At 65.3% G+C, this 20354-nt stretch carries 22 protein-coding genes, 1 pseudogene and 1 riboswitch; of the genes and pseudogenes, 3 read left to right on the top strand and 20 right to left on the bottom strand.

The window, feature by feature from the left end; genetic code table 11:
- Nucleotides 1-71 precede the first annotated feature (71 nt).
- A complete protein-coding gene (gene metE / locus G341_RS22535) occupies nucleotides 72-2366 on the bottom strand; it encodes a 5-methyltetrahydropteroyltriglutamate--homocysteine S-methyltransferase (RefSeq protein ID WP_043452083.1) in 2295 nt (764 codons plus the stop codon).
- Between the two features lie 143 nt (nucleotides 2367-2509).
- Nucleotides 2510-2738, bottom strand: a riboswitch (cobalamin riboswitch).
- 80 nt (nucleotides 2739-2818) lie between these two features.
- Between metE and G341_RS24205 the strand changes: the two are divergent.
- Together G341_RS24205 and G341_RS24200 are read left to right on the top strand one after the other, a co-directional pair.
- Nucleotides 2819-3106: pseudogene (locus G341_RS24205) on the top strand (siderophore-interacting protein); the annotation flags it as partial.
- 130 nt (nucleotides 3107-3236) lie between these two features.
- Nucleotides 3237-3692, top strand: a complete 456-nt coding sequence (locus tag G341_RS24200; RefSeq protein WP_018180673.1) for a siderophore-interacting protein — start codon at nucleotides 3237-3239, stop codon at nucleotides 3690-3692.
- Between the two features lie 55 nt (nucleotides 3693-3747).
- On the opposite strand, the gene G341_RS0118555 is transcribed toward G341_RS24200, so the two are convergent.
- The gene (locus G341_RS0118555; protein ID WP_018180672.1) at nucleotides 3748-4116 is read right to left on the bottom strand and encodes a VOC family protein; all 369 of its coding nucleotides are present in this window, start codon (nucleotides 4114-4116) and stop codon (nucleotides 3748-3750) included.
- Between the two features lie 62 nt (nucleotides 4117-4178).
- Between G341_RS0118555 and G341_RS0118550 the strand changes: the two genes are divergently transcribed.
- Nucleotides 4179-4637 (top strand): MarR family winged helix-turn-helix transcriptional regulator, encoded by a 459-nt coding sequence (locus G341_RS0118550; protein ID WP_018180671.1) that lies wholly within the window; start codon nucleotides 4179-4181, stop codon nucleotides 4635-4637.
- Nucleotides 4638-4734: 97 nt separating this feature from the next.
- Here the strand turns inward: G341_RS0118550 and G341_RS0118545 are convergent, their stop codons facing one another.
- The 18 genes from G341_RS0118545 to G341_RS0118460 form a co-directional block, all read right to left on the bottom strand.
- A complete protein-coding gene (locus G341_RS0118545; RefSeq protein WP_018180670.1) occupies nucleotides 4735-5565 on the bottom strand; it encodes an esterase/lipase family protein in 831 nt (276 codons plus the stop codon).
- Nucleotides 5565-6554 carry an ABC transporter substrate-binding protein gene (locus G341_RS0118540; RefSeq protein WP_018180669.1) on the bottom strand — a complete coding sequence of 330 codons (990 nt, stop codon included), beginning with the start codon at nucleotides 6552-6554 and terminating at the stop codon, nucleotides 5565-5567. Before G341_RS0118540 ends, G341_RS0118545 begins: the two co-directional genes overlap by 1 nt.
- Nucleotides 6555-6653: 99 nt before the next feature.
- Nucleotides 6654-7388, bottom strand: coding sequence for a maleylpyruvate isomerase family mycothiol-dependent enzyme (locus G341_RS0118535; RefSeq protein ID WP_018180668.1), 735 nt, complete (start codon nucleotides 7386-7388; stop codon nucleotides 6654-6656).
- A gap of 5 nt (nucleotides 7389-7393) precedes the next feature.
- Nucleotides 7394-8224, bottom strand: a complete 831-nt coding sequence (locus tag G341_RS0118530; RefSeq protein WP_026303870.1) for a fumarylacetoacetate hydrolase family protein — start codon at nucleotides 8222-8224, stop codon at nucleotides 7394-7396.
- Nucleotides 8225-8246: 22 nt separating this feature from the next.
- A complete protein-coding gene (locus tag G341_RS0118525; RefSeq protein WP_043452003.1) occupies nucleotides 8247-9341 on the bottom strand; it encodes a cupin domain-containing protein in 1095 nt (364 codons plus the stop codon).
- Nucleotides 9342-9401: 60 nt separating this feature from the next.
- On the bottom strand, nucleotides 9402-10103 hold the full coding sequence (locus G341_RS23195) for a Crp/Fnr family transcriptional regulator (protein WP_018180665.1): 702 nt from the start codon (nucleotides 10101-10103) through the stop codon (nucleotides 9402-9404).
- Between the two features lie 60 nt (nucleotides 10104-10163).
- Nucleotides 10164-11588 carry a M24 family metallopeptidase gene (locus tag G341_RS0118515; protein ID WP_018180664.1) on the bottom strand — a complete coding sequence of 475 codons (1425 nt, stop codon included), beginning with the start codon at nucleotides 11586-11588 and terminating at the stop codon, nucleotides 10164-10166.
- Between the two features lie 45 nt (nucleotides 11589-11633).
- Nucleotides 11634-12803: a 3-hydroxybenzoate 6-monooxygenase gene (locus G341_RS0118510; RefSeq protein WP_018180663.1), complete on the bottom strand. Its 1170-nt coding sequence runs from the start codon at nucleotides 12801-12803 to the stop codon at nucleotides 11634-11636.
- A gap of 60 nt (nucleotides 12804-12863) precedes the next feature.
- The gene (locus G341_RS0118505) at nucleotides 12864-13580 is read right to left on the bottom strand and encodes a DUF6081 family protein (protein ID WP_018180662.1); all 717 of its coding nucleotides are present in this window, start codon (nucleotides 13578-13580) and stop codon (nucleotides 12864-12866) included.
- 44 nt (nucleotides 13581-13624) lie between these two features.
- The gene (locus G341_RS0118500) at nucleotides 13625-14089 is read right to left on the bottom strand and encodes a nuclear transport factor 2 family protein (RefSeq protein WP_018180661.1); all 465 of its coding nucleotides are present in this window, start codon (nucleotides 14087-14089) and stop codon (nucleotides 13625-13627) included.
- Nucleotides 14082-15152 carry a hypothetical protein gene (locus G341_RS0118495; RefSeq protein WP_026303869.1) on the bottom strand — a complete coding sequence of 357 codons (1071 nt, stop codon included), beginning with the start codon at nucleotides 15150-15152 and terminating at the stop codon, nucleotides 14082-14084. The genes G341_RS0118500 and G341_RS0118495 overlap by 8 nt, the downstream gene beginning before the upstream one ends.
- A gap of 51 nt (nucleotides 15153-15203) precedes the next feature.
- On the bottom strand, nucleotides 15204-16094 hold the full coding sequence (locus G341_RS0118490; RefSeq protein ID WP_043452000.1) for an alpha/beta hydrolase: 891 nt from the start codon (nucleotides 16092-16094) through the stop codon (nucleotides 15204-15206).
- Between the two features lie 68 nt (nucleotides 16095-16162).
- The gene (locus G341_RS0118485) at nucleotides 16163-16789 is read right to left on the bottom strand and encodes an FMN-dependent NADH-azoreductase (RefSeq protein ID WP_026303868.1); all 627 of its coding nucleotides are present in this window, start codon (nucleotides 16787-16789) and stop codon (nucleotides 16163-16165) included.
- Between the two features lie 214 nt (nucleotides 16790-17003).
- On the bottom strand, nucleotides 17004-17438 hold the full coding sequence (locus tag G341_RS0118480; protein ID WP_026303867.1) for a RidA family protein: 435 nt from the start codon (nucleotides 17436-17438) through the stop codon (nucleotides 17004-17006).
- A 75-nt stretch (nucleotides 17439-17513) separates the two neighbouring features.
- Nucleotides 17514-18284 (bottom strand): SDR family NAD(P)-dependent oxidoreductase, encoded by a 771-nt coding sequence (locus tag G341_RS0118475; protein ID WP_018180656.1) that lies wholly within the window; start codon nucleotides 18282-18284, stop codon nucleotides 17514-17516.
- A 45-nt stretch (nucleotides 18285-18329) separates the two neighbouring features.
- Nucleotides 18330-19241 carry a VOC family protein gene (locus tag G341_RS0118470; protein WP_018180655.1) on the bottom strand — a complete coding sequence of 304 codons (912 nt, stop codon included), beginning with the start codon at nucleotides 19239-19241 and terminating at the stop codon, nucleotides 18330-18332.
- Nucleotides 19238-19903: a class II aldolase/adducin family protein gene (locus G341_RS0118465; RefSeq protein WP_018180654.1), complete on the bottom strand. Its 666-nt coding sequence runs from the start codon at nucleotides 19901-19903 to the stop codon at nucleotides 19238-19240. Before G341_RS0118465 ends, G341_RS0118470 begins: the two co-directional genes overlap by 4 nt.
- Complete coding sequence (locus tag G341_RS0118460) at nucleotides 19900-20310, bottom strand: nuclear transport factor 2 family protein (protein WP_018180653.1); 411 nt, start codon at nucleotides 20308-20310, stop codon at nucleotides 19900-19902. The genes G341_RS0118465 and G341_RS0118460 overlap by 4 nt, the downstream gene beginning before the upstream one ends.
- Between the last annotated feature and the right edge of the window lie 44 nt (nucleotides 20311-20354).

Below are 20354 nucleotides of genomic sequence, written 5' to 3'. Positions count from 1 at the left end.
ATTGCCGACGGCAGACATGACTGCCGGCGGGCGAGCCCGATCAGGCCCGCCCGTCGGCGATCATCGGTGGGTCAGGCCAATTCGTCCCGAACCTGCTTGGCGGCGGCGACCAGGTTGCCGAGAGCCGCGGTCACCTCATCCGTCTTGCGGGTCTTCAGGCCGCAGTCCGGGTTGACCCAGAGCCGCTGCGCCGGAACCGCCTTGTGCGCCTGTCGCAGCGACGTCGCGATCTCGTCGATGCTCGGCACGCGCGGCGAGTGGATGTCGTAGACGCCCGGGCCGACCTCGTTCGAGAAGCCGATCCCATTCAGGTCGTCCAGCACCTCCATCGCCGAGCGAGCCGCCTCGATGGACGTCACATCGGCGTTCAGATCGGCGATCGCGTTGATGACCTCGCCGAACTCCGAGTAGCACAGGTGCGTGTGGATCTGCGTCGAGTCCGCGATGCCCGACGTCGACAGCCGGAACGCATGCACCGCCCACTCCAGGTACGCGGCCTTGTCCGCATCGCGCAGCGGCAGCAGCTCGCGCAGTGCCGGCTCGTCGACCTGAATGATCATGGTACCGGCGGCCTCCAGGTCCACCGTCTCGTCCCGGATCGCCAGCGCAACCTGGTCCGCCGAGTCGGCCAGCGGCTGATCGTCACGGACGAACGACCACGCCAGGATCGTCACGGGCCCGGTCAGCATGCCCTTCACCGGCCGGTTGGTGAGCGACTGCGCGTACGAGATCCATTCGACGGTCATCGGGTGCGGCCGGGTGACGTCACCGAACAGGATCGGCGGGCGCACGCAGCGGGTGCCGTAGGACTGCACCCAGCCGTTCTGCGTCGCGAAGAAGCCGTCGAGCTGCTCGGCGAAATATTGCACCATGTCGTTGCGCTCGGGCTCGCCGTGCACCAGCACGTCGATGTCCAGCTCTTCCTGCAGCTTGATCACCGCGGCGATCTCGTCCCGCATGCGCTGCCGGTAGCCCGCGTTGTTGATCTTGCCGGAGCGCAATTCAGCACGGGCGCGGCGGATCTCGACCGTCTGCGGGTACGAGCCGATCGTGGTGGTCGGCAGCACCGGCAGGCCCAGGCGCTCGCGCTGCGCCGCACGGCGGGCCTCGGCGTCACCGCGCGTGGCGGCGTCGTCGCCGAGTGCGGCCAGGCGAGCCCGTAGTTCGTCGTTGTGCAGCCGCGGATCGGTCGCCCGGGTCGCCAGGGCGGCGCGGGCCGCGGCGAACTCGGCGGACACGGTGTCGCGTCCATGCCGCAACGCGCGGGAGAGGGTCACCACCTCGTCGACCTTCTCGTCCGCGAACGCCAGCCAGCCGCGCAGATTGTCATCCAGCCCCGACTCGGCGCCGAGCGAGTACGGCACATGCAGCGTCGAGCACGACGTCGACACCGCGACGGCGCGAGCCGAACCCAGCAGGGTGCCGAGCTTTGCCAGTGCGGCGTCGAGATCGGCGCGCCAGATGTTGCGGCCGTCGACGACACCGGCGACCAGCAGCTTGGACGCCAGCTCAGGGACGCCGGCCACGGCATCGCCGTCGCCGTACACCAGGTCGATGCCGATGGCCTCGATCGGCGTCGCAGCCAGGACCGGCAGGGCGGGTCCCAGATCGCCGAAGTAGGAGCTGACGACGATGGCCGGGCGCTCGTAGTCGGCGGCCAGCGCCTTGTAGGCCCGCGTGACCGCGCGCAGGGCCTCCTCGTCGAGGTCGGTGACCAGCGTCGGCTCGTCGAGCTGCACCCACGCCGCACCGGCCTGCGCCAGCTTGGTCAGCAGGTCGACGTACAGCCCGATCAGCTCATCAACGCGACCGATCGGGTCGCCGGCCCCGTCGACGGCCTTCGCCAGTCGCAGGAAGGTGATCGGCCCGATGACGACGGGACGCACGGGCATGCCCAGCGCCACCGCCTCGGCGATCTCGCCGAGGACCTTCTCCGGATGCAGCGAGAACGTGGTGGTGTCCGAGATCTCCGGAACGAGGTAGTGGTAGTTCGTGTCGAACCACTTGGTCATCTCCAGCGGCGGCACGGTGTCGCTACCGCGGGCGGCCGCGAAGTAGCGGTCCAGGTCGTCGGCGATGCCGTCGAACCGCGGCGGGAGGCAGCCCAGCAGCACGGCGGTGTCGAGCACCTGGTCGTAGAACGAGAAGGTGTTCACCGGAACGGAGTCCAGGCCGGCGCGCAGCAGGCCGGACCAGTTCTCGCGGCGCAGCGTTGCCGCGGTGTCCAGCAGACTCTGCTGGTCGATGGTGCCCGCCCAGTAGGCCTCGGTGGCCTTCTTGAGCTCGCGACCCCGGCCGACGCGGGCCGATCCGGTGACGGTGGTGGTGAAATCGGGTGTGGTGCCAGTTTTCTCGGCGTTTCCCATGGTCGATGTGTCTTCCGTGTTGCGTTGGTTGCCCACCGCCTACGGATGCATGGAACGCCCAGCGACCGGTCCGCCACGCGACGGATCGGCTGACACTCGACGGCCACACACCCAGTCCACGAGGCGGCAGACCGCCGGGTGCGGCGCACCCGGCACACCTGGCAGGTCTTCGGACTTACCGGCGAACACTGATCGTGTGGGCCTACTGGCCGTCGCTTCCCGGGCTGGTACCCAGTGCTGATGACGGCGGTCGTTCCGGCATACCGCTGCGGGACAGTCTCGGATTCTCACCGAGTTCCCTCTCACGAGTGCGTTGACACCCGCTCGACACCGCGCCCCGGGGGCGCGGTGAACCAGCTGCATGGCCAAGGATAGTGCCCCGCGCATATGACGTCACCAGTAGGTTCGTCTCGCTGGCCAGCGGGGTTGACACCCTAAGTTAGGGTACCCTTATGACATGGTCGTACGGGACCGTGACCGACATCGAACGGTTGTCGCCACGGATGACCCGAATCTGGTTGCACCTCACTGATCCGGACCGCATCGTCATGCCAGACCAGGGCGACGATGCGCTCGGGCTGTACTTTCCGGCCGATAACGCCGAGGTGCCGCCGCCCATGGAACTGCGCAACGGGGTGTGGGGCTATCACGATCCCGGGGTCGTGGTGCCCGGCCGCAACTACACGGTTCGCCGGTATCGCGCGAAAAACGCCACGGCGATCATCGACTTCGTCGTGCACGGCAGCGGCGTGGCGACGAGCTGGCTTCGGGATGCGTTGCCGGGCAACATGATCGTGGTATCGCACGCGCGGTCCTGGTATCGGCCGGGTACGGCGTCGTGGCAGATCCTGGCGGCCGACCTGACCCGGGTTGCCGGCTCTGGCCCGGATCATCGAGGAACTGCCCGCCGCGGTGCCCGCGGTCGCGGTCGTCGAAGTGAGCGACGAGGACGACCTCGGCTATCTTCCTGTGCGCGACAACGTCTCGGTGGTCCGGGCCGTCGGCGGCAACGGTGCTGGCCCGAGCACGCTCGCCGATCTCATCGCGGCGCAGCGATTTCCGGACGGTGACGGGTACCTGTGGTTCGCCGGCGAGGCTGCGCAGTCGCGGGCGGTGCGCAAATGGCTGCGCGGCGAACTCGGTTGGGCCTCGGCGCAATTCGACATCGTCGGCTATTGGCGGCAGGGCTCGGAGGAGTGGGACCAGCGGTTCGCGGAGGTAGGCCAGGACATGTTGGCCGTCTACCGCCAGGCGCTCGCCGACGGCAAGAGTCAGAAAGACGCGTTGGAGGAATATGACAATGCCCTCGAGCGCGCCGGGCTGTAGTCGGGGAGCCTCGTTCCCGTCTGTCCCGCGGCGATGAACGCCGATGCGTGACCTATCAGATGCGGTCATGGAGCGTGATCTGGTAGCCGTCTGGGTCAGCGAAGGTGAATGTTCGACCGAACGGACCATCGATCGGTGCGGAGACGATGGTGTGGCCGTCTGCGACGAGAGCGTCGTGAATGTCCTGGACATCCGTGGCGTGGAGCCATATCGATGCACCGATTCCGGGCTGCGCAACTGAATCGAGATCAGTGCCGGGAATGACGTCGCGCAGTGCGAACGCGATCGGTGTCGTCTCGAAGACGACCGCGTGCGGGGGCCCGGCCGGCGAGCGGACGAGGCCGAGGTACTTCTCGTAGAACGCCTGCGATGCGTCGAGGTTGCGTGCTTGCAGTGAGATGAAATCAGGTCCGGTGGCGGGCATGGGAGGCTCCTTCCTCTTATGTCAGTTTTCTGACACGAGTCAATCTATGTCAAAATACTGACATGAGTCAAGATGGTGTCGGTGTCGACCTGGAGACGTCGCTGGGCTACCTGCTGAAGGAAGCGTCGACTGCTCTGCGTGTGGCAATGGAGGAGGTGCTGCGGCCACTCGGGATGACCGTGACGCACTACTCCTGCCTCGAACTGCTGGCGCAGCGGCCAGGCTTGTCGAACTCGGAGCTTGCGCGCGGCGCGTTCGTGACACGGCAGTCGATGAACGTGTTGCTCCAGGCGCTGGAACGAGAGGGTCACGTGACCAGGCCTGCGGAGGCGCCCGTCGGGAAGGTTCTTCCCACCCGACTCACGCCTCTCGGCCGACGGAGGCTCGCGAAGGCTACCGTCGCGGTGCGGGCCGTCGAGGACCGAATGCTGGCCGGCATGACGGACGCTGAGCGGTCAGCTGCGTTCCGGAGTTTGCGAAGCATGATCCGTTCCCTGGGCGATGGCGACGAGGGTGCATAACTGGTTCGCGCGCGCATCGGTCCGTGCTAGGGATGCGACGGGCCCCGCGCGATGGTCGCGCGGGGCCCGTCGTGGATCTGCTGTAGCGCCGTAGTGCTCAGCGGCCGCCGAACATGCAGGTGAAATGCGCCTTGCCGGTCTTCAGTGCGCTGATCACGGCCGACTGCACCGACGGCGTGTGCGGCATCGTTATGTGATAGACCGGGTCGTTCGGGCAGTAGTCCTGGGTGACCAGGTTGGTGTACGTGCCGGGGCCCGACATCAGGTTGATGTCGTAGGGCGCGGCGTCGGTCTCCTGCTTCGACGTGATGTTGAAGTAGGTGATGCCCGGCAGGGCTTCCGAGGGCGAGTTCAGCGCCGCGATCTCCTTGCCGCCGAACGCCATCTCGTTGCAGGCGGGGGTCGGGTTCGGGATCTTGATGCCGCGCGGCAAGAACTCCTTCACTGAATCAGGCGGGCACTTGCCTTCCTTGATCGCCTGCGTCTGGAACGGCGAACCCTTGATCATGCCGGACATGATCACGGTCGCACGCGTGACCGCCGCACCGCCGAAGTCCTTGAGGTAGTACCGCTCGACGATGCCGCCCTGCGAGTACGACACCAGGTCGACCTTCTTCGATCCGGTTCGCTTGCGCACGCCGTCCACGAAGGTCGCCAGCCGCTTCGAGTTGCCCTTCACCGTCAGGTACGGACTCGTGTACGGGTTCGACGGATCCCAGACGTTGAACAGGTAGGCGTCGAGGCCTGCGGCGCGCATGGCGTCGACGACAGGTTGCGCGGTGATGGCGAGATCGTTGGAACCCGAGACGTACACGACGGGCAGCTTGTTCCACTTCGGTGCCGGCTCGGCCGTTGCGGTGGCCGCGAGTGTTGAGGCGATCAGGCCGGTGCTGATGGCAGCGGCCGCGATCCTCGAAACCAGCTTCATCACTTCACCTTTGCGAAGGCCGGGCGAAGCGCGTCCAGGTTGGTCGTGATGGCACTGGGGGACGGGGAGTTCAATCCGAAGATCTGGATCAGGTTGAGCCAGCTCACGGCGCCGTTACGCACGGCAGTCAGATTCTGGTAGCCGGGCAGGGCGGTGAACGACTGCTGCAGGTCCGGGGTGGTCGCGTTGATCACCAGCAGGTCGCTGTTGAGCAGGTTGACGTTCTCGGTGCTCAGCTGCGGCCGCGGCGTGTTGCTGCGCTTGGCCTCGTCGGCCAGTCCCGGTGCCACGGTCATGCCCAGGTCCGTGAAGAACTTGGCGGCGCCGTCGTTGCCGTCGCCGAGCGTGGTGATCTGGTCAGTGCCGTAGACAGCGGCGAACGCGAACGACTTGCCCTTCAGCTGCGGGTAGTCGGTGCCGATCTGCTTGATCTTGTCCTGCACGCCATCGATGATCTGCTGTGCCTTCTGCTCCTGGTGCAGGATACGGCCCATCGTCGTGACCATGTCCTGCCACGGATCGACCTGCTGATCGCTCACCTTCGGGATGAACGGCGCCAGCTTGCCGATGGCGTCGGCGTTGGTGGTGGGGCCGCCCTCGCTCTGGGCATCGCCGACGATCAGATCGGGATTGAGCTTGGCGACATTGCCGACGAGATCCTTGGACGGATCGAGGAACGTCGACTGCTTGATGTTCGCGTTCAGCCACGGTGCCGGCGAACCCGACCGGAGCTGGATGACGTCGTAGTAGCCGACCGGCGTGACGCCAAAGTCGAGGGCGACATCGGTCCACTGCGAGTTGAGCGTCACGATCCGGTTCGGGACGCCCGAGATCTCGACCGGCGCCTTGCCCGGCACGTTGACCGTCACCTTGGCGCCGGAGCCACCGGAGTCGTTGTCGTCCGACGACGAGCACGCGGTGGTCGCCGCAGCGACCAGGACCAGCGGGGCAACGAGGCCGACAAGGTATCGGCTGATGCGAGCGGGCATGGGCACTCCTCACGATGGGACGTCAATCGGACAAATCCTTCGCTAGGTTAGCCTAGGCTAATTCAGAGGTTTCCAGCAGGGTGCACACCTTCGCGATGTTTACAGCCACCGGGGAGCCTGCACGTGCTGGCCTGTTGACAGGTGTTGCCCGCCGCGGCCGGCTGCCCACCTGACGACGGCGGGCAGCGTCCCGCCGACTCGTAGTGTTGACGACGTGTCGGCACCGGCTCCGAGCTCCAGGTCGGTTCCGTCGACCTTGATGCGCAAACCCGGATCGGAATCGCGTGTGGTCCACGTTTCGACGATATCGGTGAGCAGCCGGTGCAACACCTCGGCAGGGAGATCTGCAAATCGAATGCCTGTGTTGAGGTCGATGGCGTGCAGCCATACTTCTCTGGTGCGCATCCAGACGGTCTCGCGCAGTGCGACTGATCGGCCCTGTGCGGTGCGGACGGTATTGCGCCAGAATGGATCTGGAGTGTCTCGCCACTCATTGTCGAGGGTGCTTGCGGCGTGGTCGTTGAGGGTGCGAAGCGCCTGCGTCGACAGCGTGGCGCCGTGTGCGATTTCGTCGGCGCGCGCGTGGGGCGAGGCATACATCGGCGTCTGTTCTCCGGTGTTTGCCCAGTGGACGAGTCTGCTGATAGCGCGGGCGTTGTACCCGACATGGGCGATCAGATGGCGACGGTCCCAGTCGGGAAGGATTGTGGGGGCGTCGAACTCGTCGTCGTCGAGTTCGTTGAGTGCGCGCAGCCACAATGCCGTGCCGCGCCGGGCGGTCAGTAGTTGAGCCTGGAGAACGGGATCAGTCGTGAGGTCCGCGCGCGTGCCCATGCTGGTCAGCTGGGCTCGACGATCGCGTTGCTCAGGGTGCCCAGCCCGTCGACGGTGACCTCGACAATGTCGCCTGCCTTGAGGAAGACCTGTGGGTCGCGGGCCCGGCCGACTCCGCCGGGGGTCCCGGTCAGGATCAGGTCGCCGGGGTTGAGTGGCAAGATCGTCGAGATGTAGGACACCAGGAATTCGGGCGTGAACAGCAGGTCGCCGGTCGAATGCTCCTGCATCGTCTCGCCGTTGACTCGGGTGCGCAGCACCGCGGTCGCCGGAGAGAAATCGTCCCCGGTCGCCATGAGCGGTCCCAATGGCGTCGATTTGGCCCAGATCTTGCCCTGCAACCATTCCTTGGTCCGGAACTGCCAACCGCGCATGGAGATGTCGTTGGCAACGGTGTAGCCCGCGATGTGTGCTCCGGCGTCGGCCTCTGCGACCTTGTGGGCGCGCGTTCCGATGACGACCACCAGTTCGCCCTCCCAGTCGAGTTCGCGATCTTCTGTCACAGCGTCGATCGGATCGTCGGCGCCGGTAAGCGTATCGGCGAACTTGGCGAACATTGTCGGGTATGCGGGCATATCGCGGCCCATCTCCTTGATGTGTCCTTTGTAGTTGAGGCCGACGCAGAGGATCTTTCCCGGATTGGGCACCACGGCCTCGAGTTCGACAGAGTCGGCCGCGTGTGTGGAGCCGCTTGCCGATCGGGCAATCGTGAGCCAATCCGGCTGTGCCAAGAGCATTCCCACGTCGGTGTACGGACTGATCTCGACGTATCGGTCTCCATCGAGTCGGGCGGCAGCCGTTGTGCTGTCGGGAAGACGGAGGGTAGCGAGTCTCATGTTGATGCTCCTCGTGATTCGATCAGTTCGCGGCTTCCGTCAACGTGCGATCGAAGTCGAGTTTTTCGATTATGGGTTGATCGCCGAATGCGAAAAGGTCGAGCTGTTCGTCGGCGTGGATGGACGCGGCCGCCCAGGAGGGGACGACGACGATGTCGCCCGTGGACACGGGATGCTCTTGGCCGTCGATGACGAAAGCTCCGCGGCCGCTGAAGACCTGGTAGACCGTGGAACCCACTTCGCGCACGGTGCTGGTGGCAGCTCCGCCGCGCAGTCGATGGAACTGGGCGCGGATCGTCGGCAGCACGTCCCGGCCGGTTGTGGGATTGATGTAGCGCACGGCTGCATGCCCGGGCCCGACGGTCGCCGGGTGTCCCTCATCCTCCAGCTCGAGCTGGGCGGCCAGTGCCCGGTCGGTGTGTTCCCAACGGTAGGCGGCGATCGGCGACGAGGCGGCTGCGGCGAGCCCGGTCAGCGGACGCAGACCGGGGTGTGCCCAGAGTCGTTCCGAGCGGGACAGATCCGGGGTGGACTCGTCGGTGACCCGTTCGGATCCGTACTCGAAGAACGCGGTGTCGGTGTAGTGCACGAACGGGATGTCGAGCCCGTCGATCCAGGCCATCGGGTTGGCGGTCTCATTGTGATGTCCGTGGAAGTTCCAGCCGGGCGTCAGCAACAGGTCGCCCCGCGACATCCGGACCGGGTCGCCGTTGACCACCGTCCACACGCCCTCGCCCTCGACGACGAATCGGAATGCGTTCTGCGAGTGACGATGTTCCGGAGCGACCTCGTGACCGCCGAGGTACTGGATCGCGCACCACAGCGTCGGGCTGATGTATGGGCGGCCGCCGAGTCCCGGATTGGCCAGCGCAATTGCGCGGCGTTCGCCACCGCGTCCGACTGGAACGAGTTCGCCGGCTCGTTGCGCGAGCGGGAGTAGGTCGGCCCACCGCCACACGAATGGGATCGCCGAGGGATGCGGGGCCGCGGGCATCAGGTCGCCGATGTCGGTCCACAGCGGCATCATGTTGCCTGCGGCGAAGTCGCCGTAGAGCGCATCGAGCGCTGCGGCGTCTTCGGGGTTCGGTGCGTCCGGGGCGGTCGTTGCGTCAGTCATGGATTCTTCTCCGATCACTTCGCGCTACCGCCGCACGGGCAGGCAGAACCCCGTCGGCGCTCAGGCGCCCAGCGCGATGGCGTGCAGTTCGTCGGGGTTGTCCAGTTGCAACCCGTTGGGCGTACGGGAGATCAGATTGCGCTCGCGGAATTCCTTGAGCGTGCGGGCGATGACCTCGCGCACCGAGCCGATCGCGTCGGCGATCTCCTGCTGATCCACTACGACGATCAGCCGATCGTCGTAGTGCACCGACAGATCCAGCAGATGCTGGGCCAGGCGTTGCCGCACCGAGCCGAACAGAGCGGCCGTCATCATCTCGATGACCTGCGTGGCCACCGTGCCCACGAACTGAGCGAGCTGCCAGCCAACCTCGGGCTCGGTGTGTGCGAACCGGCGCAGTCGGTCCACGTTTATGAACAGCACTTCGGCTTCGGTGATGGCCTGCGCCATCACTGGCTGCGACCGGGTGACCACCGACATGCTTCCGACGCAATCGGCGCTGCGCGCGTAGCGGATCGTCGCCTTGCGGCCCTCCGGCGACGACGCCACGATCCGGGCGCGGCCGGAGACGATGAGCACCAGCCGGGCGTGATCGTCGTTGCGGTAGATGATGTGACCGGGCGGTATCGTCATGCCCAAGGCGCTCGACCGCAGGTCTGTCTGGACGTGTGCCGGGAGCGCGCCGAGGAAACTGAGATCCCACGCCTCGTCGGCCGTCAGGTGTCGATGCGGCCCACCATTGAAGCGACCGGGAGTCGACATCGGAGAACATCTCCTCACGTTGGTGTGAGCACCACTCTAGCGGGGCAATACCGAGTTGTGTCATGACAATTCGCCACCCAGTCCAATGTGTCGCGGCGTGCCCACCAACATCTCCGCGCCGCCTTCTCGGACCACCATGAAGTCGGACAGCATCGCTCCCACATCGGGCTTCCACGCGGGGTTGTGCAGGTCGATGTTGTTGCCGAAGGTCATGCCGGCCTCCAGGACGAGGCCGCCGATACGCGATCCGTTGAGCGCTGGGCTGCCGTAGCCGGGTCGGTAGATGACGGTGGGGAATTCAGGTGACGCCAAGCCCATTGCGTGGAAGCCGAGTTCAACGAAGTCGTAGCCTGCCCGTTCCGCCGGTTTGCGGGTGGCCTCCCACGCCTCGCGGAGGGTGACTCCGGGCCGGAACGCCTCGCGTGTGGCGTCCAGACACTCCAGCGACACGTCCCAGATATCCTGCAACGGTTGGGGAACGGCGTCGCCGAGGTACACGGTGTACTCCGTGTGCACCAGGTAGCCGCCGAACTTGGTGTGCCATTCGGTGACGATGAGGTCGCCCTGCTGGAGGGGGCGCATGGTCGGAGTGACCGGTTGGTCGTTGCCGTGCAGAAGGTGCCATAGCTCATCGCTCGGGTGCTCGACCGGTCCGGATGCCAGGAGGTTGAAGATGTTGGGCTCTGCCCCGTTGGCGATCTGGGTGCGAATCATGTCCGCATACACCTCCGCCTCGGTGACGCCGGGACGGGCGGACGCCACGAGTGTGTCGAGCACCTTCCGGCCGATGCGCGCACCGCGGCGCATCATGTCGATCTCCTCCTCGCTCTTGACCATTCGCATGTGCTGCAGGGCATCGCTGAAGTCGACCAGGTCGGCGTCGGGCAACATCGCCCGCAGGCCCGACAGTTCGCCGTCGAGGAATGTCGCCGTCGTCTGAATCGTCGAGCTGAACCCGACTACCCCGAGGCGGCCGCGATCCAGTCCGCGGTCACGAAGTTCGGCCGCGAGTTCGGGCACACCGTGCCCGATCCGAATGTCGGTGACCCAGTCCTGGACGCTGGCCTGCTGGTGGAACGGCCGGCTCATGTGCGGAACCGCGTTGTAGAGCACCGGGTCCGCATCGTGCAGAAACAGTGCGTGCGAGCCCATCTTCGCCGCGATGCCCGTGACGTAGCGCAGGTTTGCGTTGCCCATGTCCCAGTAGATGTCGTTGCCGAGGAGGATCAGTGCATCGATGCCGCGCATCAGCATGCGCTTGCGCAGTCCGTCCCAGCGGCGTCGCTTCTCGGTGTGCGAGAGCCGGGGGAACTGGTCCTCGGATAGCTGATGCGGCCGCGCCCCGCGCGGGATGCGGTGTGGCGGAAACGGTGGGAGAAGTTGCAGCGCACGGACATTTGGTCCGATCTCGTCGCTGATACCGGTGACCTCTTCGTAGTTGTCGGCTGCGTTGCCGGAGGAGGCGGGTTCGGTTTCGGTGGTCATATCGGGCGCCTTCGAGGTCGGTCGGGTGGGTGATCGGAGGTTGGTTCAGATGCCGGAATAGATCCAGTTGAAGCTTTCGCGGGCCGCGGCCGGGGTCCATCCGGCGAGCATCTGTGCACGCACCGCGCGCCCGACACCCTTGGCGTGATAAATCTCCCCGTACAGCCGAGAGAACAGCGTCACCCGTGCGGTACGCACGACTCGTAGGGCCTCGTACTCACGCAGGGCCGCCGAGACGTCGCCGGTGTGGTCGAGACGGTCGGCGAGGGTCCAGGCGTCCTCGATCGCCATGCCGGCCCCCTGCGCGAGATATTGCAGCGTCGGGTGGGCGGAATCACCGAGAAGGGTGATGCGACCGTCGGACCAATGCTCGATCGGGTCGCGGTCGCGCAGTACCCACATGCGCCACTCCTCGATCTTGCCCAGCAGGGTGTCGACTTCGCCGCAGACGCCGGCGAACTGAGCATGGAGTTCCTCTGGATCGCCATACACGTTGGCGCCCTGCAGGTATCGCTGACTGTGGAAGATGGCGCCCATATTGAATAGTTCGCCGCGACGCAGCGGGTAGTGGGCGAGATGCAGATCCGGCCCGCCCCATAGAACGACCGAGTTCGAGCGCAGATTTTCGGGAACCTCGTCCATCGGCAGCACCGCCCGGTAGGCGATGTGCCCGGTGATCCGCGGCTCCCCGTCTCCGATGAGCTGGCTGCGCACGCCCGACCAGATGCCGTCGGCGCCGACGAGGATCGAACCGGTCAGCTCCTCACCGGACTCGGTCTGCACGCTCACACCGTCGGGGTTCTGGTCTACGTGCACGATCTTGCGGCCGGTTTCGAGCTTGACCAGGTCGTTGCCGGCGCACGCGTCGACCAGGACCGAGTGCAGGTCGGCGCGATGGATGGTGGCGTATGGGTAGCCGAACCGTTCCCGGAAGTCCCGGTCGAGGGGCATGCGGGCGACCTCGCTCGAGTCGAGTGCGTCCTTGAGTATCAGGTTCTCCGGGAAGAACGCGATGTCGTTGATCGGTTCGATCACGCCCAGCCGATCGAACATCTTCATGACGTTGGGCCCGACTTGGATGCCCGCGCCGACTTCGCCGAACTCGCTCGCCTGCTCGACGAGATGCACCGCGCGCCCGCTGTTCGCCAGCGCCAGCGCCGTGGCCATACCGCCGATTCCGCCACCGATGATCAGGATGGGTTCGCTTGTGCTCATTGGAGGTCTCCGTGTGATGCGTTCTGAGTCTGATATCGAAATCGGCTGCGCGCGTATCTCTTACGACTGAACAACCGAAATGCCCGACCATGACGCCCGCAAGCCCTGGCCGCGCAGCGAATGGCTCGCCCCGCCGGACACCGGATGCAGGGTAAAGATTCCCATGCCGACATGGATCTGCTGCGGGATCGGAATCTGCTTGGCATCGAAGATCACGGTGCCGTCGACCGCCCATTGAACCGACCGTTCGGTGGCGTTGAGCGTCATCGCGCAGGTGTGCGGAACGCCGGCGCCGGTGGCGACGCCTGCCAGCGGGTCGTTGGTGACGCGGGTGAAGCTGCGCACCGACTCCGATATCGGCAGCTGCTCGTGAATCGCGAACACCTCGTCGCTGGTCGCGGCGATGTCGAAGACCATGCCGCTCGACGGTTCGATCACAATGAGCGAGGCGAACCCGTCGCGGTAGTCGCTGTTGCTGTCGGCGCTGGTCGCGGTCAGTTCGGCGCTGACGGTGAGGGTGCCGGTCGCCGGTATCTCAAAGGCCTGCGTCGAGAGCAGAACCAGCTTGCAGTTGTCGATGACCTGCACAGGATGTTCGAGTTCGAACCGACCGATGTCGGCGGTGAACCGGCCGTCGGCCATTGTCATGATCGTCGACGGTTCCCGGCAGACCCACGAGGAGCCATCCGGAAGAGGGTATTCGAGATAGAACCACTTGCTGGGGTCGATGTCAGGTCCGATGAATCCGTCGTAAGTGCTGGCGATTTCGGTGGTCATGGTGGCTCCTCGTGTTCTGGGCCGGGGTGGGGTGAAAGGCGGGGTCAGGTGGCGGGAGCGAGACCGCTCGGGTCGGTGCCATTGGTGTAGGCAACGTCCAGTCGCAGCCGGCTGATCCGCCAGCCGTTCGGGGTGCGCGACAAGGTCCAGTGGTAGGTGCCCGCGACGTCGAAGTGCGTGCCGGGATCGTCGGACGAAGGCATGTGTGCCGCAAGCAGTTTGACGCGCGCTCGGGCGGTATCGCCGTCGAGGACGATCTCCAGGTTTCCGTTCAGGTGATGGGTGACGGGGTAGGGTGCCAGGGCACGCTGCGCCCAGTCGCCGAGCCCGTCGCGGCCGTCGAAGCTGTCGAACGGGAACTCGACGTGGGGGTTGTCGCCAAAACAATCTGTCCATGCCCGCCAGTCCTTTTCGTCGACGACATACGAGAAGTGCACCAGCAACTCGCCGATGGCGTCTTTGTCCAGCAGCCTCTGCAGCGAGTCGGTTTCGCCGGTCAATTCACTCACCCGCCCCGGGTAGCCGGGTGGCGTTGCTGACCCCGAACTCGCCGGTCTCCATCAACTGTGCCGCGGCGGCGCCATCGGGGGTCAGCCGCATCGTTCCGGTGCTTTCGATCAGCCAGGCCAGGTAACCGTCGGGCACGTCTTCATTGGGGCCCCAGTGTGCGATAGATTTCGGTACCCAGGCGAGTTGCCCTGGGGCCGTGATTGATCCGTACTCGCCGGGCCCGCGGAAGTAGAAGATCAACTCGTCGTAATCGGCATTGTGATGCATCGGTGGCCGATCGCCCGAACGCGCGCTGAGCGTGTAGAACAACAGATCTCGATCGGCGGTCTCGGCGAACGAGTCGGGCGGCCCGCCATGAGTGAGATAGGTCAGCGGCTGGATCGCGGCGAGGTTCAGCCGCCAAACCGGAACACTGCCCCCGATGATCGCGTTGAGCGCCATCGGGTCGCGGGGCAGTGTGTACTCGGTGACCCCGTCGAAGCTCTTCACCAGCAGCTGAACCGGACCGTCCAGCGCGGGCGCGCGGCCTGGGTCGGGTCGACCGACGTCGCGGGCAAAATTGATCATGCCGAACGGAGCGGGGGGCTTCAGCGCTACCTGCGATGGCGTCTCCACGATGACCCGCAGCGCCGACGTCGTGGTGGGGACGACGCGGTAGGTGACCGCGCGCGGTATGTACGCGAAATCGCCTGGGCTGCAGTGCATGAATCCGAAGTCGGTGAGGTAATCGAACTCGCCCTCCTGGATGAAGTGCAGCTCGTCATTTTCGGCATTCCGCCACAGGAACGGAGTCGGCGCAATGCGCCTGGAAACCGAGATTGTGGCATCGGTGCGGCTGTGGGCGATGATGGTGGGCGGTGCCGCGGCATCGGTGTGGTCGGCAGCCGCCACTGAAGCCAGGTCAACCCGTTGGGGTACGTGGGGACCGCGGACATCGGTGTACTCGACGATCGGGTAGGGCCGTGATGTGACACAGATATCGCCATTGAAGCCGTCTCGGCTCCACAGATGCGGATTGGGTGGCGGGCCGGCGGGCCTGCCCGCGGCGATTTCGGTGGACATTGTGCCTCCTTCGGGTGGAGCGGCGGTAGGGGAGATGGAGCCTGTGTCTGCTCAGTCCGGGAACGCGACTGGCGCAAAGAAGTCGACGGCGATCTGTGCGGCGTCGTCCGAGCCGGGGGGCTCGCAGATGTCGTAGTGGCCGATGTTCATTGACTGCAGCTCTTTGGGCTCGAGGGCGTGGTCGTAGAGCGACTGGCATTCGCTGAACGGGATCACCTGGTCCACGGCCGAGCCGATGACAAGCAGCGGCCGCGGAGCGATCTGCGCAGCAACGAGTTCTGGGCGGTAGTCGAAGGATCGCTCGACCGACTCGACCGTGAAGGTGAGCTCGGGCCGCTGCCCGGTGTCGCGGGCCGAGCGCTTCTTGGCTGCGCGTGATTCGTCGTTGTCGAGCATCAGATCAGGTGAGACATGCTTGGATTTGCCGGTTCGGATGCGTTCTGACCGGTCGGCATCGATCTCCGCGATCAGTGTCCGATAAGCAGGCTCCGACAGGGTCTCGCGCATTACTCGCCCCCAATCGCCGAATGCGACCTGGGTGACAACGGCCTTCGCGCGTGAGTCGGCCGCCGCCGCCGATATCGCGTTGGCACCGCCGAAGCTGGTGCCCCACAGCACAATCCGCTCGGCATCGACATCATCGCGCTCGGCAAGAAAGGTGATCGCATTGCGCACGTCCTCGACCTGTTCCTGCGGAATAACGCGGCCGCGCTCACCGTCGCTCTCGCCGAGGCCGCGATGGTCGAAAACGACCGCGGTGTAGCCGGCTGCCGCGAAGTACTCCCCGAAGGGTGGGACGATCCATTCCTTGACGCCGCGCATTCCGTTGCAGACGACCACACCGGGTCGTTGCGATCCGGGCAGGGTGTCCGTTGTCGGCGTGTAGACCACCGCGGCGATCCGGTTGCCGCCGCTATAGAACTCTGCCGGCGTAGCGGTCACGCGCGGATCGGGCGCAGTTCTGGCCGTCTGTGATGGGTTGGCGTACACGTGATGTCCTGTTCGTCGAATCAGACCTGAGTGGCCAGTTCTCGTGCCTGCTTGACGGCGAGCTCGGCGGCGGCTGCGGGGTCGGGGTTCAGTACTTGCCCGAGGAGTTTGATCTCGGCGACATCGGTGACGCCGACGAAATTGAGCCAGTCACCGAAATACGATGTGAGGAAGTCGGTCCCGAATGCGGGCGGGCGACCGTCTGCGTATACGCCGCTTGTGTATACGCAGACGGCACGCTTGTTGTTCAGCAGCCCCGAATACCCGGTGGCGGGATCGAATCCGAACGCCCATCCGGGCTGCGTGATGATGTCGATCCACTGCTTGAGCACGTACGGCAGGCCGTGGTTCCACATCGGGATGTTGAACAGGTAGAAGTCGGCTTGTTGGACTCGCTCGAATACCGAGCGCGCCGACTCCCAGGCCGTCTGCTGTTCTGCCGATTGCTCCTGGCCGAAGAACGTCGCCATTTTTGCTTCCGCAGCATGGACCCCGAACGCCGGGAGGGGGTCGGCGAACAGATCCCACGTGTCGACCGAGGCGTCGGGATGAGCTTTCTGGAACGTCGCCAAGAATTCGTTCGCTACCGTTAGCGATTGGCTGTTCGACGATCGTGGTGAGCTGTTGACGTGTAGGACGCGAACCATGGCGGGTCTCCTGTTGTCTTGTGTGCCAATGCTATTCGCATCGCGCTGGATCGAACATAATCCGAGGGCCATTCCGGGTCAGTGACCTCGATCCGCCCGCGTGTGACGGAAGTCACTCGTGACGGGAGATCGCTGGTCATTGTGCGCGCATGGCACAACTGCAGCTAGGAATCGGCGGGTGGAAGTCCGACTGCCAACGGGACGAATGCGGCGGTCATGAGGACAGCGGAACCACGGCCGTGACCTCGACCTCGACCAACATGTCGGGTGATGCGAGGCCGGCGACCTGCAGGAAGGTATGCGGTGGAGGCGCCAGACCTTCGAGAGCTTCACGCTGCACCTGGTGATACAGGTAGACGTTCTCGGCATCCAGGACGTACGTCTTCATCCGGACGATGTCCGCAAGGCTCGCGCCATGTGTTTCGAGCAGGGATTTGATCCGTGCGTACGCGATCCGCGTCTGTTCTGCGAAGTCGCCGATTGCGAGAACCCGCATGTCCTCAGGATTTTCAGCGGTTGTGTCTTCGGCTCCGATGCCGGACAAGTAAATCGTTCGGTGCGGTCCGTCGATCACCACTACATCGGTGAAGAAGCTCTGGCTCCAGCCGCTGTTGTGGTTGTACGCGATCCGACGAAAATCTTCAGTCATCAGCATGCATTTCGCCGGCGCGCCGCGCTCGACAGCGTGCAGTTTCGTTCTGGTGGGCGGCGTCGATCACGTGCATCATCGGAACCCGGCGCTCCATCCGCCGTCCACTGAGATGTTTTGTCCGGTCACCCAATTGGATTCGTCCGATGCCAGGTATACCGCCAGGGCCGCGATGTCGTCGCCGGTCCCGGGTCGCCGGATAAGGTGCAGTCCCACCATGTATTCGCGGCCTTCGTCGGGCACCGCGGTGTCGGTGGCCGGCGAGGTGACGAAACCGGGGGAGATGGCATTGACCCGCACGCCGTCCTCGGCGCCTTCGGCGGCAAGCGTTTTGGTCAATGCGATGATCGCGCCTTTGGCCGCCGCATGAGCCGCCTGGCCCAGCGGGGCCACGCCACGGATACCCGAGATGGATCCGACATTGATCACCGACCCGCCCCCCGCGGTCAAGTGCGGCCATGCCGCGTGGGTCACCGTGAACACCAGATCGAGTTCGCTGCGCATCGTCGACGTCCACAGCTCGTATGTGAAGTCGGCGAACGGCGCAAATCCGAATCCGGCGGCGTTGTTGTAGAGGACGTCGACGCCCCCGAGGCGGTCGACGGCGTCACCGACCCATTTTTCTGCGACGTCCGGGTCAGTCAGGTCGGCGGTGGTTCCCCACACGTCGTACCCGGCCTTCGAGAGCTCGCCGGCGGTGGCCTCAGCGCGGCCTGGCTGGATGTCGCAACCGACTACCCGTGCGCCCTCCCGCGCGAACATCGCCTGTGCCGCCTTGCCCTGACCGCCACCTGTCCCGGTGAGTAGCACGCGCTTGCCGGCGAGTCGGCCCTTGATCTCGGACATATCAATTCTCCTGTCTGCGTAGACGAGTCATGGTCGCGGCGATGCTCAATGGTCGAGCATGGCCGGGTTGATGGGTCCCCAGCTGTTGGCCGCCGCCACGTCGACTTCCCATGTCTTCGGGTACTGGGGGTGGTCCTCATGCCAGGGCCGGGGCTCGAAGTAGCCTTTGTCCTCGTCGGCCATCACGTCGAGCTGGGTGAACAGCTCGATCACGTTGCCATCGGGATCTTTGTGATAGGTGAAGATGTTGTGCCCGGCGCCGTGTCGACCCGGCCCCCATTCGAGGCGGAAATTGTTCGATGCCAGGTTGTCGAGCATCATCTGCAGATGATCGAGGTCGCGGGCCTCGTAGGCGATGTGGTGCATGTCGCGGTACTTCGCGCTCTTCATGAAGTTTGCGGTGTGATGATCGTGCCCGCAGCGCAGGAACACGAAGAAGTCCCCGATTGTGTCGGACCAGCGAAAGCCCAATAGATCCTGGTAAAACGCCTGTGCGCCATCGAGGTCGGGCACGTACGAGGCGACGTGGCCGAGCTTGGTCGGGCGCAGCCAACTGCTCGGGACCTCCACTGCATCGATCTCCGAGAACAGATGCAGCGCGGTGCCGGTGCCGGGTTCCTCGAGGATCAGCGTGTCCGGCGAGCCCGGACCGATGTCGGTGCGGCGCTCGGTCTGATATCCGCGATCGCGCAGACGCTTCTCGGCGTCGTCGAGACCGCCCTCGATCTGCCAGCCCACGAACGTACGTCCCCGGGGCTGGTCCTTCGTCTTCTCGATGACGATGTTGTGATGCTCGGAACCCGTCGTCAGATAGGCGTAGTCGCCGGCCTTGTCGACGACCACGAAGTCGAGGTTGGTCGTGTAGTAGTCCACCAATGCGTCGAGATCGGGAGTCTCGAAACCCACGTAGCCGAGCTTGGTCACCGCTGCGGCGGCAGTGGTCTTCTTCTCACTCATGCGTTTTCCTTTCGGCGGTGCGGAATATGTGATTCGTCGGCGAGGTTGCGCCAGAGTCGTTCCAGGAGAGGGTCTTGCGCGTCCCGCCACGCTGCGATGTCGTCAGCTCCGAGTTCCTGCACGGGTCCGTCGACGGCGAGCCGGACGCGGCAGGCGGTGTCCAGTAGATGCATGCGGGCCACGGCGAGCCCGGGTGTGGCGGCGACAGTCACAGCACCGTTGCCGCGAAGGATCATCGCGTCCGATCGTCCGAGAGTCTGTGCGGCGGCTTCGGCGGCGGAGCGGTCACGCAGGAGGCGCGGTACCGGATGCACATGGACCACCGGACCGAGCCACGAGGCCTGTCCGTGCAGCGGTCGCAACTCGTCGAACGCGGCACCCGCGGAGAATGTGGACTCCGGGATCGCGCGGGCCACGGCGCCGACGTCCGGCCGGGCCTGATAGATCGCCATGTGGATCCAGGCCTCCTTGGGCACCCGGGACGCCAGCACGTCGGCATCGAGCGCGACCATCAGCAGTTCGGCCGGCGTCACCGTGGCAAGCGGGACGGCGGGGGTGATGAGTATCTGCGACTCGTCCATGCGCGCCGAGACGTGGCCGAACGGGCCGACCAGTCCTCGGTCCGCGAGTACGTGCGCGGCGTCGCAGATCTCTTCCCTCATTGTTGGGCGGAGCTTTCTGCACCGATCTGCGCGAACAGCGGTGCAGAGTCGATGTAGATGCGCATCGAGGTGATCAAGCCGTGGTCGTCGCGGTCGATCATGGTGACGACCGGCAGTGGGACCTGGGCTCCGCCATGGGTGCGGTAGTGGCAGGTGCCCTCCACGGCGAGGCCATTGCGATCGGTCTCCGCGAGCGCCCGGAACTCGTGTCGGAGGCCGCCGATCGTTCCCCAGAACTGAGTGAGCGTCTCCCGAATCGCGTCCCGGCCGACTGCAGCGGGGCTGTTGGCGAAGATGAGCTCCGCCTCCGGGGCGAAGCGGAGCAGCAGTGCGTCGAGGTCCTGCCCGTCGACGTCGGCGTACGTGTCGATCAGCCAGGTGGGGGCGGTTGTATGCGCGGTGGTCATGGTGGTTCTCCGGTGGAATTCGATGGGTGGATGGGGTTTACAGA

The sequence above is a fragment of the Jongsikchunia kroppenstedtii DSM 45133 genome (genome assembly GCF_000380485.1).
Taxonomy (GTDB): domain Bacteria; phylum Actinomycetota; class Actinomycetes; order Mycobacteriales; family Mycobacteriaceae; genus Jongsikchunia; species Jongsikchunia kroppenstedtii.
This window is presented reverse-complemented; position numbering and strand designations above follow the sequence as displayed.

What these genes read in the sequence shown, in the direction of transcription:
- metE (WP_043452083.1), bottom strand. Translation starts at nt 2,366, where the DNA reads ATGGGAAACGCCGAGAAAACTGGCACCACACCCGATTTCACCACCACC.
- G341_RS0118555 (WP_018180672.1), bottom strand. Translation starts at nt 4,116, where the DNA reads ATGCCCGCCACCGGACCTGATTTCATCTCACTGCAAGCACGCAACCTC.
- G341_RS0118550 (WP_018180671.1), top strand. Translation starts at nt 4,179, where the DNA reads ATGAGTCAAGATGGTGTCGGTGTCGACCTGGAGACGTCGCTGGGCTAC.
- G341_RS0118545 (WP_018180670.1), bottom strand. Translation starts at nt 5,565, where the DNA reads ATGAAGCTGGTTTCGAGGATCGCGGCCGCTGCCATCAGCACCGGCCTG.
- G341_RS0118540 (WP_018180669.1), bottom strand. Translation starts at nt 6,554, where the DNA reads ATGCCCGCTCGCATCAGCCGATACCTTGTCGGCCTCGTTGCCCCGCTG.
- G341_RS0118535 (WP_018180668.1), bottom strand. Translation starts at nt 7,388, where the DNA reads ATGGGCACGCGCGCGGACCTCACGACTGATCCCGTTCTCCAGGCTCAA.
- G341_RS0118530 (WP_026303870.1), bottom strand. Translation starts at nt 8,224, where the DNA reads ATGAGACTCGCTACCCTCCGTCTTCCCGACAGCACAACGGCTGCCGCC.
- G341_RS0118525 (WP_043452003.1), bottom strand. Translation starts at nt 9,341, where the DNA reads ATGACTGACGCAACGACCGCCCCGGACGCACCGAACCCCGAAGACGCC.
- G341_RS23195 (WP_018180665.1), bottom strand. Translation starts at nt 10,103, where the DNA reads ATGTCGACTCCCGGTCGCTTCAATGGTGGGCCGCATCGACACCTGACG.
- G341_RS0118515 (WP_018180664.1), bottom strand. Translation starts at nt 11,588, where the DNA reads ATGACCACCGAAACCGAACCCGCCTCCTCCGGCAACGCAGCCGACAAC.
- G341_RS0118510 (WP_018180663.1), bottom strand. Translation starts at nt 12,803, where the DNA reads ATGAGCACAAGCGAACCCATCCTGATCATCGGTGGCGGAATCGGCGGT.
- G341_RS0118505 (WP_018180662.1), bottom strand. Translation starts at nt 13,580, where the DNA reads ATGACCACCGAAATCGCCAGCACTTACGACGGATTCATCGGACCTGAC.
- G341_RS0118495 (WP_026303869.1), bottom strand. Translation starts at nt 15,152, where the DNA reads ATGTCCACCGAAATCGCCGCGGGCAGGCCCGCCGGCCCGCCACCCAAT.
- G341_RS0118485 (WP_026303868.1), bottom strand. Translation starts at nt 16,789, where the DNA reads ATGGTTCGCGTCCTACACGTCAACAGCTCACCACGATCGTCGAACAGC.
- G341_RS0118480 (WP_026303867.1), bottom strand. Translation starts at nt 17,438, where the DNA reads ATGACTGAAGATTTTCGTCGGATCGCGTACAACCACAACAGCGGCTGG.
- G341_RS0118475 (WP_018180656.1), bottom strand. Translation starts at nt 18,284, where the DNA reads ATGTCCGAGATCAAGGGCCGACTCGCCGGCAAGCGCGTGCTACTCACC.
- G341_RS0118470 (WP_018180655.1), bottom strand. Translation starts at nt 19,241, where the DNA reads ATGAGTGAGAAGAAGACCACTGCCGCCGCAGCGGTGACCAAGCTCGGC.
- G341_RS0118465 (WP_018180654.1), bottom strand. Translation starts at nt 19,903, where the DNA reads ATGAGGGAAGAGATCTGCGACGCCGCGCACGTACTCGCGGACCGAGGA.
- G341_RS0118460 (WP_018180653.1), bottom strand. Translation starts at nt 20,310, where the DNA reads ATGACCACCGCGCATACAACCGCCCCCACCTGGCTGATCGACACGTAC.